This window comes from Polycladidibacter stylochi, from assembly GCF_001562055.1.
Lineage (GTDB): Bacteria > Pseudomonadota > Alphaproteobacteria > Rhizobiales > Stappiaceae > Pseudovibrio > Pseudovibrio stylochi.
Genome location: NZ_LLWE01000024.1, coordinates 279,679 through 295,464 on the forward strand (window position 1 = coordinate 279,679; position 15,786 = coordinate 295,464).

The window sequence follows — 15,786 nt, forward strand, 5'->3', positions numbered from 1 at the left end:
TTACCCTAGGATAGTACGCTATTATTTCAGTAGCTTAATTGTTCAAGCTCGTTTGGTTAGATGAATGCCTGCAATTGTACAGCGCACCGAGCCGCCAGCCATTTCGATACTGGATATATCCAGGGGAACCAGCTCGGTTGTTTTCTCAAGAATTTGCTTTTGGTCGGCTGTTAATGCAGCTAGAGCTTTGCTGGAAAGGGCTAACAGCCGGTTACTACTTCCTTGTAGTTCAATAGCGTTACCAGCAAAATTGGCGATTTGTGCATGGCTTAATGCTATCACATCTCGGCCCGACGCCTGTAGTCGCTCTGCAACTTCTTCGCGCCGTTTGGGATTAACAATAGAATCAAGGCAGATCATGGCAAAATCTGTGGCGATGCACATCATCACATTACTATGATAAATCGCAGTACCCCTCTCGTCTACACTGGCAAAGGCCATTGGCTCATAATTAAAGTGGGTGCAAAAGCGCTCCAGTGCGATTGGATCGGTACGAGTAGATTCAGCGGCATAGGCAACCCGGTCAATATGATCCAATACCATGGCACCTGTACCTTCAAGAAAAAGCCCATCTGGCTCAAGGCCGGAATAGTCAATGACATCTTGTACACGATACTGCTGCTTGAGCATTTCAATAATATCTGTGCGGCGTTCCTTTCGCCTGTTTTCAGCATGCATGGGGTAAATGGCAATATGACCGCCAGCATGCGTTGAAAACCAGTTATTGGGAAAAACAGAGTCAGGGGTCTTGGTGCCTTCGTCTTCAAACAAATGAACCCTTACCCCGTGCTTTTCGAGTGTCTGTGCCGCAACGGTTATTTCTTGATAAGCCTGTTGTGCTAAGTGTGCACTGGCATTAGCTACGCGTTGAAAGGCGTTATCACAGGCTGTTTCCTCATTAACGCTAAAGTGATGGGGCCTGATCATAACAATAGCGGCAGGAGCCTGGACTGAAGGGCGTATAAGCGGTGCTGTAAGGTTCATTCTTTTGGCTCCTGTGCAGGCTTAGGCGGGCTTAAAAAGTAGGTGATGGTAAATCGTTGTTTTGCGCAGAAGCTCGCAACAGCATACCGAATAAATCCCGTGGTTCATCTGGGTCTGCAATCATATCCAGATTTTCAAACATGCCGGTTTCTTTTAATTGGCTGTAAATAAACCGAAGTGCCGAGAAATCCTCAATCGCAAAGCCCACACTGTCAAACAGTGTTATTTGGCGCGCATCCTTTCGGCCCACTTTCGCACCGCACATGACTTCCCAAATCTCGTTAACAGGGTAGTCATCCGGTAGTTGTTGTATTTCGCCTTCAATTCGCGTTTGCGGCGGGTACTCAACAAAAATATCCGAGCGCAACAGAATATCTTTGTGCAGTTCTGTTTTACCAGGGCAGTCACCGCCAATAGCGTTAATATGTATGCCCGCACCCACCATGTTATCGGTTAAAATGGTGGCATACTGCTTGTCCGCGGTTACTGTGGTGACAATTTGTGCGCCTTCTACCGCCTCTTCTGGCGAACTACAGGCAGTCATCTTCAAGCCATAGTCGGCAAGGTTGCGCATACATTTTTCAGTTGCCACCCGATCTATGTCATAGAGGCGTAACTCTTCAATACCCAAAATCGCTTTGAACGCTAGTGCTTGAAACTCAGATTGTGCCCCATTGCCGATAATCGCCATGACCTTGGAATTCTGCGGCGCTAAATATTTAGCCGCAACAGCAGATGTGGCGGCAGTGCGAAGTGCTGTTAATAGGGTCATTTCTGAAAGCATGAGCGGATAACCGGAATCCACATCAGCTAACACACCAAATGCAGTGACGGTTTGTAGCCCTTCCTTCATATTCTTGGGGTGGCCGTTAACATACTTGAAGCCATAGACCTCGCCATCACTGGTAGGCATCAGTTCTATCACACCCTCTTTAGAGTGCGAGGCCACGCGGGGGGTTTTATCAAACAGCTCCCAACGGCGAAAATCACTCTCAATGAATTCAGCAATTCCGGTTAAAACACGATCGATTCCAAGGGTCAGGACCAGTTTCATCATGTGGTCAACGCTGACAAATGGAACCAGATTAATGCCTTTTGGTGGGGTAATAGCCATTGGGTTTCCTGTTTTTTATAAAACTTGTGTTGCCTAGAGCTTAAAAACGGTCATTTTCAAAAAACATATCAAAGAAAAACAAATATTTTGGCAATTACTATAAAAATTGCTAGGTCAAAATATAAAAATGACAATTGAATCATGAAGGGAAGTAATGGTGAGTGACGCAAAGCATCAGTTTGATGCATTGGATAGAGAGCTAATATCGCTACTGCGCAATGATGCACGTGCGCCGCTTGCAAAGCTGGCCGACATTCTCAAAGTGTCACGTGGCACGGTTCAAAATCGCTTAGACCGCCTTTTGGCCAGTGGGGCTCTATTGGGGTTTACCATACGGGTACGCGAGGATTACGACGAAAACACTATACGTGCGATTATGCTCATTGAGGTCGTCGGCAAATCAACCACGCAAGTGGTAAAGCGACTGCGTGGCATGCCGGAGCTAACCAAGTTGCACACAACGAATGGCGCGTGGGATTTAGTGGCAGAAGTTAATACAAGTTCACTCGCAGAATTCGACCGAATTCTACGCGAAGTTCGTATGATTGATGGTGTGTTGAACAGTGAAACGAGCCTACTGTTAAGTTCTATATAAATAAAAACTCTGAGTATTATAAAGAAAGGCGTCAGAGTTGCCCATTTATTTGGCAAAATATTTAGTGCATCAATTTTAATCTCTTTCAGGTTATGAAATAGTCAATAAGTACTTTTTGGTAGATAAGTAAAAGCTTAAATTATTGTGATTTAAGTATAATTTCGTATGGCATAGCAATTGCTAGATATCTCACGGGGCGCACATCTCACCAATGGGCCCCGTCACTGCGAATAGCTGCATGAGAGCTACCCACATGCAGTTACCGCGTTCTTTATCGCCCTTTGTAGAGAGCCATGAGATATCGAAATGAGAAGAATTGCAGAACGGTTTTTAAATGGATTATCCCTTTCAACGGCACTTTTGGGCATGGTTGCAATGGCTAGCCCAAGCCTTGCCGCTCCCTTAGACGTGGAGAAAGACGAGCTTAAGCTCGGCTTTATCAAGTTAACGGACATGGCTCCGCTGGCGATAGCCTATGAGAAAGGTTACTTCGAGGATGAGGGCCTGTTTGTTACACTCGAGCCGCAAGCAAACTGGAAAGTCCTGTTAGATCGTGTCATCACCGGCGAGCTCGACGGCGCCCATATGCTGGCCGGTCAACCGCTAGCCGCAACAATTGGCTATGGCACCAAGGCACATATTGTAACGCCGTTTTCTATGGATTTGAACGGCAACGGCATCACTGTTTCCAACGAGATTTGGCAAGAAATGCTACCGCATATCGCCAAGGATGCGAGCGGCAAACCCAAGCACCCAATTTCAGCAAGAGCGCTTAAGCCGGTCATCGAAAAGTTGAAAGATGAAGGCAAAAGCTTTGAAATGGGCATGGTCTTCCCTGTTTCTACCCATAACTACGAGCTGCGCTATTGGTTGGCAGCTGGTGGTGTGCACCCTGGTTTCTATTCGGATACTGATGTGAGTGGTCAGCTACAGGCCGATGCACTTTTATCGGTTACCCCGCCACCGCAAATGCCGGCAACAATGGAAGCAGGCACTATTCATGGCTATTGCGTCGGAGAGCCATGGAACCAGCAAGCAGTGTTTAAGGGCATCGGCGTGCCGGTGATCACCGACTATGAAATCTGGAAGAACAATCCGGAGAAAGTTTTTGGTCTTACTAAGGAGTTTACCGAGAAGAACCCGAATACCACACTGGCACTCACCAAAGCCTTGATCCGCGCTGCAAAATGGCTTGATGAGAGCAATAATGCTAACCGCATGGAAGCGGTGGTCATTCTCTCCCGATCAGAATATGTGGGCGCGGATGTGGATGTAATCGCTAATTCGATGACAGGCACTTTCGAGTACGAGAAGGGTGATATTCGCGCTGTTCCAGACTTTAACGTGTTCTACCGCTATTTTGCCACCTACCCTTACTACTCAGATGCAGTTTGGTACTTAACGCAGATGCGTCGCTGGGGGCAAATCAGCACGCATAAGGATGATAGCTGGTATGACGAAACTGCCAAAAGTGTCTACCGTCCAGATATTTACCTCAAAGCGGCCAAAGAACTTCTCGCGGAAGGGCATGTAAGCGAAAAAGACTTTCCATGGCAAAGCGATGGCTACAAAGCACCAACACCTGCTGAAGATTTCCTCGATAACATTGGCTTCGATGGTCGCCAGCCCAATGCATATCTTGAAAGTATGAAAATCGGCCTGAAGGCTGGTCAAACCGTCAAGAACGCGCGCGTTGTAACCGAAGGCCAATAAATAGCCAAGGCAGGCGGGCCTATGCCCGTCACCATCCTATTAAATCGGAAGGACTTCGTGATGAGTGTTTCATCCTCGACCTCAAGTACAAAAACGGCCGAAAGTAAACTTGTACCGCAACTGCAAACGGTTATGCGTAAATCCGCAATGGTTTGCGAGCGCCTTGGTATTAGCTTTCTTGTCCCTGTGCTTCGCATGGGCGCTGGCGAAAACCCGCGCCAACAAAGCATAGAGCTGTCCCGAGTTTTACTGCTCCCTCTCATTGGCATTCTTGCTTTTCTGCTTTTGTGGGGCACCATGGCACCGCGCATTCAAACATCGCTTGGTGCAATCCCCGGCCCGGCAGCCGTTTGGGCGCAAGCAGAAAACCTCTGGCAGGATCATCAGCGTGAACGGGATAAAGCAGCCGCATTCTATGAGCGCCAAGATGCCCGCAACGCCAAGCTTATTGCAGCTGGCAAAGCTGATAAGGTGAAGCAACGCAAATACACCGGTAAACCCACCTATCTGGACCAGATTGTCACGTCGCTGTTTACTGTTTCTCTAGGCTTTATCATTGCAACCGTTGTTGCGGTCCCGCTCGGAATTGCCTGTGGCCTATCGCGCTTGGTCAATGGTGCCATGAGCCCGCTTATCCAGATTTTCAAACCGGTTTCGCCACTCGCATGGCTGCCAATTGTGACCATGGTGGTGAGTGCGACTTATGCGCAGCCTTGGGAATTTATGCCAAAGTCCCTGTTGGTTTCTGCGGTAACTGTAACCTTGTGTTCGCTCTGGCCCACGCTGATAAACACGGCGCTTGGCGTGGCTTCGCTTGATAAAGACCTGATGAATGTGGGCCGGGTTTTGCAGCTTTCAACCTTCACCACCATTCGCAAGCTTGTACTGCCATCCTCGCTGCCACTAATTTTTACCGGCCTTCGGCTGTCACTCGGTGTGGGCTGGATGGTGTTGATTGCTGCAGAAATGTTGGCGCAAAACCCCGGCCTCGGCAAGTTCGTATGGGACGAATTCCAAAATGGGTCCAGCCAGTCTTTGGCAAGGATTATTCTTGCGGTGCTCACCATCGGACTAATTGGTTTCATGCTCGATAGGCTCATGTACGCGCTACAAAACCTCGTCAGCTACACAGAAACGACTTAGGAGCCAGCCATGACCCTATTGGAAATATCTGGCCTCTCGAAAAGCTTTCAGGCGGGCGATGTTGTGCGCCCAGTGCTGGATAACATCAACCTTAAGGTCGATGCCGGAGAGTTTGTTGCCATTCTTGGTTTCTCTGGCAGCGGCAAGACCACGCTCATTTCGGCACTGGCTGGCTTGATATCGGTTGACGAAGGCGGTGTGATTTACAAAGGCAAGGAGATTGACGGACCGGGGCCGGAGCGCGGCGTTGTCTTCCAATCCTACTCCCTGTTGCCGTGGCTCAGTGTTCGGCAAAACATAGCGCTTGCAGCCGATGCCGTTCATACCAAGCTTACAAAGGCAGAGCGTCATGCTTTGGTCGCGCGTTATATCGAAACGGTTGGCCTGAGCCATGCAGCAGAGCGCAAGCCGGCCGAACTCTCTGGCGGCATGCGACAACGGGTTGCCGTAGCACGTGCCTTGGCTATGCAGCCCGAATTGCTGTTGCTTGATGAACCGCTATCCGCACTTGATGCCCTCACCCGCGCAAAACTGCAGGATGAATTTGCGCAGATTTCTCAGGCTGAAAAACGCGCCATGATCCTCATTACCAACGATGTGGATGAAGCATTGCTGCTGGCCGATAGGGTGATACCGCTCACCAAAGGGCCAGGGGCAAACTTAGGGCCGGAGTTCAAGGTCACGCTGCCGCGCCCGCGCGAACGCAGCACCCTTAATTCCAACGCCGATTATATTGAACTGCGTGCCAACATCATCGACTTCTTACTCTTGCAGGAAGAAAATACTGGTAAGCCTGCAATTGAAAAAACGCAAAAAGTTGTGGCATTGCCGCAAAAGCAATCGGCAGGTGCCTATGTACAAGAAAAAGAAACCGCTTTTGATCTGGCAAAGTTTTCTGCCCACAGCGCGAAGGCTGTAACAGCAGGAAGTGATGCGTTTTTAAAACTCTCGCATATCAGCAAGGTCTACCCGACGCCCAAAGGCCCGCTGACCGTTGTAGATGATCTCTCGCTTGATGTTAGATCAGGCGAGTTTATCTCGCTTATTGGTCACTCGGGCTGCGGTAAATCCACTGTGCTTTCCATGGTGTCGGGGCTAAATCCGATTACAAAAGGCACAATTTCGCTCGATGGTACAGCTATCACCAAGGCAGGGCCGGATAAAGCGGTGGTTTTCCAAGCCCCCTCGCTGATGCCTTGGCTAAGTGCCTATGAGAATGTCGCGCTTGGGGTGAAAAAGGTCTTTGCAAATAAAACCAAGGCCGAACGTGATGAAATCTGCAGCTATTATCTCGCCAAAGTGGGTCTCGCTGGCGCGAAAGATACTCTGGCACGTGACCTTTCCAACGGCATGAAGCAGCGGGTTGGTATTGCCCGCGCTTTTGCGCTTTCTCCTAAGGTGCTGCTGCTGGATGAACCGTTCGGCATGCTTGATAGCCTCACCCGTTGGGAACTTCAGGATTTGCTCATGGACGTATGGAGCAAGACCAAGGTAACGGCGATTTGCGTCACCCACGATGTGGACGAAGCCATCTTGCTTGCTGACCGTGTGGTGATGATGTCCAACGGACCCAATGCCACTATTGGCAACATTATGGAGGTGGATCTGCCTCGGCCTCGCACCCGTAAGGCACTCATGGCACACCCCGATTACTACGCCTATCGCGAGGAACTGCTGGAATTCCTGGAAGCGTACGAAGGAGGTGCCAACCCGGCACCAGAACAGCTGGAAGCTATAGCGGCCAAACGCGCCGCACGTATTGCAAGACAAAACGCAAATTTGGGGGCAGCCCAATGACACAAGTAAACAATCGCCAAAAACTGGTTATCATCGGCAACGGCATGGCGCCGGGGCGCATGCTTGAGCATCTGTTGGAAATGGACAGCAACGCCTTTGACATTACTATTTTTAATAGTGAGCCGCGGGTAAACTACAACCGCCTGATGCTTTCTCCCGTATTGTCGGGAGAAAAGAGCTACGAAGAAATCATCACCCACGATGACGCTTGGTACGCTGAACACGGAATTTGCTTGCATAAAGGGGAAAAAATAACTCGAATTGATCGCGAGACCAAGCAGGTAATCAGCGAGAGCGGACGCATTGCCGCCTATGATAAATTGGTTATCGCCACAGGGTCTTCTCCGTTCATTCTGCCGATTGAAGGGGCAGACTTGAACGGGGTTGTCACCTACCGCGATCTGGACGATGTGGAAACCATGCTAACCGCCGCTCAAAGCGGTGGTCATGCTGTTATTATTGGCGGTGGCTTGTTGGGGCTGGAAGCGGCCGCAGGCTTAAAGCAACAAGGCATGGAGGTCACCGTTCTTCACCTCATGCCAACTTTGATGGAACGGCAGTTGGATGAGGCCGCGGGCTACCTGCTTGCCCAAGCGTTTGAGCGCTTAGGAGTTAATGTGCTCACTAAGGCCAGTACCAAGCGTATTATTGCCGAGAATGGCTGTGTCAACGCCTTGGAGCTGGAAGATGGTCGCGTCCTGGAAACCACAATGGTGATCATGGCGGTGGGCATTCGTCCTTCTGCTGCCTTGGCTAAGGATGCTGGCTGCGAAGTGAACCGCGGTATTATTGTAAATGACGCCATGCAAACCAGCGTGGCCGATATTTACGCGCTTGGAGAATGCGCCGAGCATAACGGCATGTGTTACGGCCTCGTGGCACCGCTTTATGACATGGCCAAGGAACTGGCCAAAACCCTGCTCGGTGAGGCAGGTAACTACCAAGGATCGGTAACGGCGACAAAGCTTAAAGTAACCGGCATTGACCTTTATTCGGCGGGTGATTTTGCGCAAGGCAGTGACCGCGAGGAGATTGTTTTGCGCGATGCCAGTGCCGGTGTCTACAAGCGGTTGGTTTTGAAGGATAATCGTATTATCGGCGCGGTGCTTTATGGCGAGACATCGGACGGACCGTGGTTCTTCGATATGCTCAAGAAGCAAACCGATATTAGCGAAATGCGCGAAACGGTGATATTTGGGCAAGCCTATCAGGGGGGCGCTCAAGTGGACCCCATGTCAGCCGTTGCAGCCTTGGCGGATGACGCCGAAATTTGTGGCTGTAACGGCATTTCCAAACAAACTATTTGCAGTGCGATCAAAGACAAAGGCTTAACAAGCCTCGATGAGGTGCGCGCCCACACCAAAGCCAGTGCCTCTTGTGGCAGCTGTACTGGTTTGGTGGAACAGCTCCTCGCCTATCAGTTAGGCGATAGTTACAACCCGCAGGCTGTGACACCGGTTTGCCCCTGCACTGATTTGGGTCACGACGAAGTACGGCGGCTGATTATCGCAAAGGGGCTGCGTACCATTCCGCAAGTCATGCAGGAGTTGGAGTGGAAAAGTTCATGCGGCTGTGCCAAATGTCGCCCGGCACTGAACTATTATCTCGTTTGCGCTTGGCCGGGTGATTATGCAGACGACTATCAATCCCGCTTCATTAACGAGCGCGTTCACGCCAATATCCAGAAGGATGGAACCTACTCCGTTGTGCCGCGTATGTGGGGCGGGATGACCTCCTCTAATCAATTGCGTGCAATTGCCGATGTGGTCGATAAATTCAACATCCCTTCGGTGAAAGTCACCGGTGGTCAGCGCATCGATATGCTTGGTATTGCCAAGGATGATTTGCCAGCTGTTTGGGAGGATTTGGGCAAAGCGGGATTTGTTTCCGGCCATGCCTACGCAAAGGGATTGCGGACGGTAAAAACCTGCGTTGGTACTGATTGGTGCCGCTTCGGTACACAAAATTCCACCGGCTTTGGTATCCGGCTGGAAAAGTTCATGTGGGGTTCATGGACACCGGCCAAGCTCAAACTTGCCGTGTCTGGGTGTCCGCGCAACTGTGCCGAAGCGACGTGCAAAGACATCGGCGTGATCTGCGTTGATAGCGGCTATGAAATCCACTTTGGCGGCGCGGCGGGCTTGGAAATTCGCGGAACTGAAGTGCTGTGCACTGTCCCGAGCGAAGATGAGGCGCTGGAATACATCGTGGCCTTAACCCAGATGTACCGCGAGCAGGCCCGTTATCTGGAGCGAATTTATAAATGGGCCCATCGCATTGGCTTCGATGAAATCCGTGATCGGTTAATGAATGATGCCACAGCGCGCAAAGCCTATTTTGAGCGGTTCGTCCAATCGCAAAAAGTAGCCCAAGTGGACCCTTGGGAGGAGCGGGTGAGCGGCCACGATGCGCATGAGTTCACCCCCCTTGCCACCATCAGCTCGGAGGCTGCAGAATGAATGCCCAAAGTAAAAACTGGCTGGAAATTGGCCGTCTAGAGGATATTCCCGTGCGTGGTGCCCGCAAGGTCAAACTGGGATCCGTGACGATTGCGGTGTTTCGTAGCGCCAATGACAAGGTCTTTGCATTGGAGGATAGCTGTCCTCACAATGCAGGGCCACTGAGCGAAGGCATCGTGCATGACGATTGCGTGACCTGCCCATTGCATAACTGGGTGATTTCCTTAAGTAGCGGAGAGGCCCAAGGGGCAGATCAAGGCGCGGTTAGCCGTTATCCCGTTGAAGTGGTAGACGGTGTTATCCGGCTATGTACCAGCCCCTTGGCCAGTTATGCCGGTGAAGCCGATGGATGAACACACTGAAGCGACCTCTCCGCCGGTAAAGACCACCTGCCCCTATTGCGGGGTTGGGTGCGGGGTGTTGGCAAGCGTACAGGCCGATGGGACGGTTGAGATTAAAGGCGACCCAGAGCACCCAGCCAATTATGGCAGGCTGTGCTCCAAGGGCAGCGCTTTGGCGCAAACACTTGGCACTGAAGAGCGCTTGCTCACACCACGTATTTACGGGCGTAAGGCAGATTGGAACGATGCGCTGGATTTGGTGGCCCGCAACTTCAGTGAGGCGATTGCCAGTTACGGGCCGGACTCTGTCGCGTTTTATGTTTCAGGCCAGCTGCTCACCGAAGACTACTACGTCGCCAACAAGTTGATGAAGGGGTTTATTGGCTCAGCCAATATCGATACCAACTCGCGGCTTTGCATGGCCTCCGCCGTAGCGGCGCATAAACGAGCCTTTGGTGCCGACCATGTTCCCTGCACCTATGAGGATTTGGAGGAGGCGGATCTTATTGTGCTGGTTGGCTCAAACCTCGCGTGGTGCCACCCGGTGCTGATGCGGCGCATAGAAGCCGTGCGTAAGAGAAAAGATCAAAAACTGGTAGTGATAGACCCGCGCCGCACCGCCAGCGCTGATCTGGCTGATGTGCATTTGCCCATCTTGCCAGATAGTGACACGGCGCTTTTTTGCGGGCTGCTCAATTATCTCGTCGCCAATGGCCAATGCGATGCGGATTTCATCAAAGGTCATACAGAGGGATTTGAGGCTGCACGCGCGGCGGCCAAACACTGGGATAAAGGCGCCGTCCGTAAGGCAACAGGCCTGAGCCAACCGCAACTTGATGCGTTCTACGCCCTTTTTGCGGCCCATGAAAAAACGGTCAGCGTGTTTAGCATGGGTATCAACCAGTCAAGCCGTGGAACCGAGAAGGCTGGCACCATCATCAATTGCCACTTGGCAACCGGGAGAATTGGTAGGCCCGGGGCCGGTCCGTTTTCCATGACAGGGCAACCCAATGCCATGGGCGGGCGCGAAGTTGGCGGCTTGGCCAACATGTTGGCTGCGCATATGGATTTGGAAAACAAAGCGCATCGCAAGCTTGTAAAGACGTTTTGGGATGCGCCAAAACTTCCACAAAAACAAGGGCTAAAGGCTGTTGAGCTGTTCGAGGCGGTGCGTAAAGGCAAGATCAAGGCACTCTGGATTATGCATACCAATCCGGTGGTTAGCATGCCAGCAGCCGCCAAGGTAGAGGCAGCCTTGCAAGCCTGCCCGTTTGTGGTGGTGTCGGACATTACTGCAAATACAGACACAGCCCGCTCTGCGCATGTTTTGTTGCCCGCCAGCGCTTGGGGTGAAAAAGAGGGCACTGTTACCAATTCTGAACGACGTATCTCGCGACAACGTTCATTTATGTCAACGCCGGGCAAAGCGATGCCAGACTTTTGGCAGCTTGCGCAAGTGGGGCAGCGCATGGGCTTCGCTCATGCTTTTGATTACAGTAGCCCGGCGCAAATTTTTCGCGAGCATGCGGCATTATCAGGGTTACAAAATACACTGAAAGACGGCAATGAGCGAGACTTTGATATCAGCTTCTTTGAAGAAGTAAGTGGAGGCAATTACAATGAGTTAGAGCCATTTCAATGGCCTGCTCGAAAACAGCTAAGCGATAACTCAAACAAGCGCTCCTTTGCTGATGGTTGGTTTTATCACGCAGACGGCAAGGCCAGATTTATCTGTGCAGCGCCACCTGAAGATTATGGCGAGCCACGCCAGAAACAGCGCCAAAAACTCTTTCACCTAAATACGGGACGTTTACGTGACCAATGGCACACCATGACGCGCTCTGGCCTATCTGAAAGGCTTTGCGGTCACCTACCCGAACCCTTTGTAGCGTTGTCTCCAGCTGATTTTGACGGGCTCGGATTGCAAGCGGGTGATGTGGTTACCCTATCAAATGCGCTTGGTGTGGTCCGGCTCCGTGCTTTGAAAAGCGACGCACAAAAGAGCGGAGAAGTCTTCGTTCCTTTACATTGGAGTGACCAGTTTGCCAGCAATGCACGCATAGATAAGCTGGTTCAGCCAAATACTTGCCCGATATCCGGCCAACCGTCGTTTAAACACAGCCAAGTGCAATTAAAGCGCTACGAAGGGGCTGTCTATGGTTTTGCTGTAAGTCGGCATCGCCCGCGGGTGCAAACAGTTGATTATGCGGCGGCTGTGCCCTGCACTGGTGGTTGGCGGCTGGAGTTTGCACATCATCGTCACTTGGAGAAGCAAGAGGTCTTGCATTTGCTCGGGCTGGATAAACTGGTCGCAGCACAATTGGAGAGTTTCAGCTACACCAGTACGCAAGGCGGAGAACGATTTGGACTTAGTAACTCACAGGCCCTGCAAGCTTTGGTTTATAGCGATGCCCAGCCAATTGCGGTGCAGCGCGATTACATTGCCGAACACCTGACGCAGCTTTTGCCTCGCGGCTTAGATCGTCATCAGTTGTTGGCCGGTCAACCTGCTGGAGATCAACCGATTAAGGGGCCGATTGTTTGTTCCTGCGAGGGTGTCGGGCGCTACCAACTGGAGGCGGCCATTAAAGATGGTGCAAATTCACTTGAGGCATTAAGCACTTGCACAGGTGCTGGCAGTAATTGCGGTTCATGTCGTACAGAACTGGGGAGGTTGCTCGATGATCAACACCAACATGCATAACAAGCTGGCACATACCGATGTGAAGCAGGCTGCACCGGGTGCAAGGCATCGTCCGGTACGTATTGATAAGCTTTCTGTCCTACCAGTATTCTTTAATTTGCAAGGTAGTACCGTACTCATGGTCGGTGCCAGTGATGCCATTCAATGGAAACTGGAATTAATTCTTGCCGCAGGGGCGCGTGTTGAACTTGTAACCGGGCATGTTAAGACGAGCAAAGAACTGCAAGAGCTGGTGGATAATAGCCCGCGAGCGCGGTTATATAACCGCGGTTGGCAAGAGAATGACTTTAACGGAAAAGCTTTTGCTCTGGCCGATTTAACCGAGCAAGGCGCCGCACAGGCTTTTTATGAGGCAGCAAAAAAAAACAATTTATTGGTAAATATTATCGATCAGCCGAACTGCTGTGATTTTCAGTTCGGTTCGATTGTGAATCGCGGACCATGTGTGGTGGGCATTTCCACCTCAGGTGCTGCTCCGGTTCTCGGTCAGGCCATTCGGCAACGTTTGGAAGCCGTTTTACCGCTTCATCTTGCTAAAATCGCCCGGCTTGCACAATCATTGCGGCCCATGGTTATGGATAGGTTTTCGACAAGCACCAAACGACGACGTTTCTGGCATAATTTTACATCCCATATCTGGACGGAAAAGAGCAGTAATTCCCTCTTAAATGCGTCCACCACAACGGCTCTTTTCAAAAAACTAGCTGAAAGCGATGCTGGTGCCGAGTTGATCTCGCAGCCGATGGCACAATATGTCCATGCGCCCAAAGCTGGGGCTGATTATATAACGCTGCGCGATTTACGTGTGCTGCAAACAGCGGATACTATTTACTATGAGAATGGCATTTGTCATAAAATTTTGGAACTCGCCCGCCGTGAAGCTAAGCGTTTGCCATTGAGTGAACTAACAACACCTTATGCACCTATGACGGTAATTATAAGTCGTGAATAGTGAAACTGTAAATTCTAAACTTAAGCGAGATAGACCTACGAACTCTCTTCTTCAAGCAAGTCAGCCCAACTTTTCGGGTTTTCACCATTCAGAGGATTTTTAGCAGAGCGTTTGTATTTGATCGTTTCAAAGTGCATCGAGCGGGCATCAATCAACAACAGGCGGCCCAATAGTCCATCACCAAACCCGACGATTTCCTTTATAGCCTCAAGGGACTGTAAAGAGCCAACCAAACCGGTGAGTGCGCCCAATACCCCGGCCTCACTACAAGAGGGTAAGGAACCCGCAGCCGGTTTTTGCGGGAATAGGCAACGGTAACTAGGATTCATGTACTTCCCGTCACCGGCTTTTTCATAGGGTTTTAAAAGGGTGACCGAGCCATCAAACTGCCCCACCGCAGCGCTGACCAGTGGTTTTTGTGCAAAAAAGCAAGCATCGCTAATCAGGTATCGGCTAGAGAAATTGTCAGTACCGTCAACAACAAGATCGTATTTTGATATCAACGCCATGGCGTTTTGCCCATTAAGCCGAACGGGGTGTGGCTCTACGCTCACATGGGGGTTAATCGCGGCAATAGCTTCCGCAGCGCTAGCGACCTTCGGCTCGCCCAGCGCATCGGTAGCGTGTATAACTTGGCGTTGTAAATTGGAGAGGGATACAAAATCATCGTCCACAATGCCAAGCGTGCCCACGCCGGCAGCTGCGAGGTACTGTATAACTGGGGCACCTAGACCACCAGCACCTACAACCAGAACACGTGCATTCTTGAGCTTTTGCTGTCCAGGACCGCCCACATCATGCAGGACAATATGACGGGCATAGCGTTCCAGTTCTGCAGCAGATAACACAGCCAACTCCATTACTTAACTCTTATTTTGCTAACTTAAGCTGTAACCATTTACGGCTCGCCAAGCAAGCGGCTTACAAGTTTTGCAGTGTAATCCACCATTGGCACGACCCGCGCGTAATTCAACCGTGTGGGGCCTATTACCCCAAGAACCCCGATCACCCGTTGGTCATGATCCCGATAGGGGGATACGATGAGCGAAGAGCCAGAGAGCGAAAATAACCGACTTTCCGAGCCAATGAAAATCCGCACCCCTTCACCATTTCCAGCAAGGTCTAGCAACTGGATGAGGTCTTTCTTGCTTTCAAGATCATCAAATAGCAAGCGAATGCGTTCAAGATCTTCTGCTGCGCCCACATCGTTTAAAAGGTTGGAACGGCCACGAACAATAAGCGTGCCCTCTTCTTGCGCTCCGCCGCCCCATACGGCCAACCCCTGTTCCACTAACTTATCTGTCAGCTCGTCAAGCTCGCGTTTATTGTCTTCACGTTGGCGGCTCAACTCTTTTTGTACATCCTCAAGGCTGCGGTTTTGAATGATGGTATTAAGGTAATTGGAGGCTTCTGTGAGCGCGGATGGCGGTAATCCGGGGGGGAGATGGATAATGCGGTTTTCCACCGAACCATCTTGAGCCACCAGCACGACCAAAGCTTTCAGAGGATCAAGTCGCACAAACTCAATATGGCGGATTGTATTCTCTTGGCGATGGGAAAGTACGACACCGGCACCGCGTGTCAGCCCGGAGAGCATTTGACTGGCTTCAGTCAGCACTTGCTCAGGTGTTCGCTCCTCACCTTTTGCTTTTACTTGTAAAGCAATCCGCTCGCGTTCTTCGCTACTTAAATCCCCAACCTCTAGGAAACCGTCTACAAACAAACGTAGTCCGCTTTCTGTTGGTAGTCGCCCCGCACTGGTATGCGGTGAATAAAGCAGCCCCATATGCTCTAGGTCTGCCATAACATTGCGAATTGAGGCAGCAGAAAGCGGCTTGGAAAGTTCACGCGACAAATTGCGTGAGCCAAGCGGAATACCGGTTTCCAAATAGTTTTCGACAATATGCTTGAAGATCTCTCGCGAGCGTTGATCGAGATTTTCAAGCGGTACAGAGGGAACACGACCACTCAAATTTTGGCTCCA

Annotated in this window: 12 protein-coding genes; 8 read left to right on the forward strand and 4 right to left on the reverse strand. The window is 50.9% G+C overall.

What is annotated here, in order from left to right; all coding sequences use genetic code 11:
- Positions 1 to 42: 42 nt before the first annotated feature.
- Positions 43 to 984 (reverse strand): citrulline utilization hydrolase CtlX, encoded by a 942-nt coding sequence (gene ctlX / locus AYK67_RS07740; RefSeq protein WP_068084561.1) that lies wholly within the window; start codon positions 982 to 984, stop codon positions 43 to 45.
- Between the two features lie 31 nt (positions 985 to 1,015).
- Positions 1,016 to 2,098, reverse strand: a complete 1,083-nt coding sequence (locus AYK67_RS07745) for an ornithine cyclodeaminase (RefSeq protein WP_156453086.1) — start codon at positions 2,096 to 2,098, stop codon at positions 1,016 to 1,018.
- A 157-nt stretch (positions 2,099 to 2,255) separates the two neighbouring features.
- Between AYK67_RS07745 and AYK67_RS07750 the strand changes: the two genes are divergently transcribed.
- From AYK67_RS07750 to AYK67_RS07785, 8 genes are all read left to right on the forward strand, one after another.
- Positions 2,256 to 2,693, forward strand: a complete 438-nt coding sequence (locus AYK67_RS07750; protein WP_420800597.1) for an Lrp/AsnC family transcriptional regulator — start codon at positions 2,256 to 2,258, stop codon at positions 2,691 to 2,693.
- Positions 2,694 to 3,059: 366 nt separating this feature from the next.
- The gene (locus tag AYK67_RS07755) at positions 3,060 to 4,406 is read left to right on the forward strand and encodes a CmpA/NrtA family ABC transporter substrate-binding protein (protein WP_244266897.1); all 1,347 of its coding nucleotides are present in this window, start codon (positions 3,060 to 3,062) and stop codon (positions 4,404 to 4,406) included.
- Between the two features lie 60 nt (positions 4,407 to 4,466).
- Entirely contained in the window at positions 4,467 to 5,549 is a 1,083-nt protein-coding gene (locus tag AYK67_RS07760) for an ABC transporter permease (protein WP_068084570.1), read from the forward strand.
- 9 nt (positions 5,550 to 5,558) lie between these two features.
- Positions 5,559 to 7,346: an ABC transporter ATP-binding protein gene (locus tag AYK67_RS07765; RefSeq protein WP_068084572.1), complete on the forward strand. Its 1,788-nt coding sequence runs from the start codon at positions 5,559 to 5,561 to the stop codon at positions 7,344 to 7,346.
- A complete protein-coding gene (nirB, locus tag AYK67_RS07770) occupies positions 7,343 to 9,805 on the forward strand; it encodes a nitrite reductase large subunit NirB (protein WP_068084575.1) in 2,463 nt (820 codons plus the stop codon). Before AYK67_RS07765 ends, nirB begins: the two co-directional genes overlap by 4 nt.
- Complete coding sequence (gene nirD / locus AYK67_RS07775; protein ID WP_068084578.1) at positions 9,802 to 10,158, forward strand: nitrite reductase small subunit NirD; 357 nt, start codon at positions 9,802 to 9,804, stop codon at positions 10,156 to 10,158. The genes nirB and nirD overlap by 4 nt, the downstream gene beginning before the upstream one ends.
- The gene (locus AYK67_RS07780; RefSeq protein ID WP_068084581.1) at positions 10,151 to 12,850 is read left to right on the forward strand and encodes a nitrate reductase; all 2,700 of its coding nucleotides are present in this window, start codon (positions 10,151 to 10,153) and stop codon (positions 12,848 to 12,850) included. The genes nirD and AYK67_RS07780 overlap by 8 nt, the downstream gene beginning before the upstream one ends.
- A complete protein-coding gene (locus AYK67_RS07785) occupies positions 12,828 to 13,802 on the forward strand; it encodes a precorrin-2 dehydrogenase/sirohydrochlorin ferrochelatase family protein (RefSeq protein WP_068084584.1) in 975 nt (324 codons plus the stop codon). Before AYK67_RS07780 ends, AYK67_RS07785 begins: the two co-directional genes overlap by 23 nt.
- Before the next feature lie 35 nt (positions 13,803 to 13,837).
- Here the strand turns inward: AYK67_RS07785 and AYK67_RS07790 are convergent, their stop codons facing one another.
- Positions 13,838 to 14,650 carry a HesA/MoeB/ThiF family protein gene (locus tag AYK67_RS07790; RefSeq protein WP_068085326.1) on the reverse strand — a complete coding sequence of 271 codons (813 nt, stop codon included), beginning with the start codon at positions 14,648 to 14,650 and terminating at the stop codon, positions 13,838 to 13,840.
- Positions 14,651 to 14,700: 50 nt separating this feature from the next.
- Entirely contained in the window at positions 14,701 to 15,774 is a 1,074-nt protein-coding gene (hrcA, locus tag AYK67_RS07795) for a heat-inducible transcriptional repressor HrcA (protein WP_068084587.1), read from the reverse strand.
- Between the last annotated feature and the right edge of the window lie 12 nt (positions 15,775 to 15,786).

What these genes read in the sequence shown, in the direction of transcription:
- AYK67_RS07785 (WP_068084584.1), top strand. Translation starts at nt 12,828, where the DNA reads ATGATCAACACCAACATGCATAACAAGCTGGCACATACCGATGTGAAG.
- AYK67_RS07765 (WP_068084572.1), top strand. Translation starts at nt 5,559, where the DNA reads ATGACCCTATTGGAAATATCTGGCCTCTCGAAAAGCTTTCAGGCGGGC.
- nirB (WP_068084575.1), top strand. Translation starts at nt 7,343, where the DNA reads ATGACACAAGTAAACAATCGCCAAAAACTGGTTATCATCGGCAACGGC.
- AYK67_RS07780 (WP_068084581.1), top strand. Translation starts at nt 10,151, where the DNA reads ATGGATGAACACACTGAAGCGACCTCTCCGCCGGTAAAGACCACCTGC.
- ctlX (WP_068084561.1), bottom strand. Translation starts at nt 984, where the DNA reads ATGAACCTTACAGCACCGCTTATACGCCCTTCAGTCCAGGCTCCTGCC.
- nirD (WP_068084578.1), top strand. Translation starts at nt 9,802, where the DNA reads ATGAATGCCCAAAGTAAAAACTGGCTGGAAATTGGCCGTCTAGAGGAT.
- AYK67_RS07760 (WP_068084570.1), top strand. Translation starts at nt 4,467, where the DNA reads ATGAGTGTTTCATCCTCGACCTCAAGTACAAAAACGGCCGAAAGTAAA.
- AYK67_RS07745 (WP_156453086.1), bottom strand. Translation starts at nt 2,098, where the DNA reads ATGGCTATTACCCCACCAAAAGGCATTAATCTGGTTCCATTTGTCAGC.
- AYK67_RS07755 (WP_244266897.1), top strand. Translation starts at nt 3,060, where the DNA reads ATGGTTGCAATGGCTAGCCCAAGCCTTGCCGCTCCCTTAGACGTGGAG.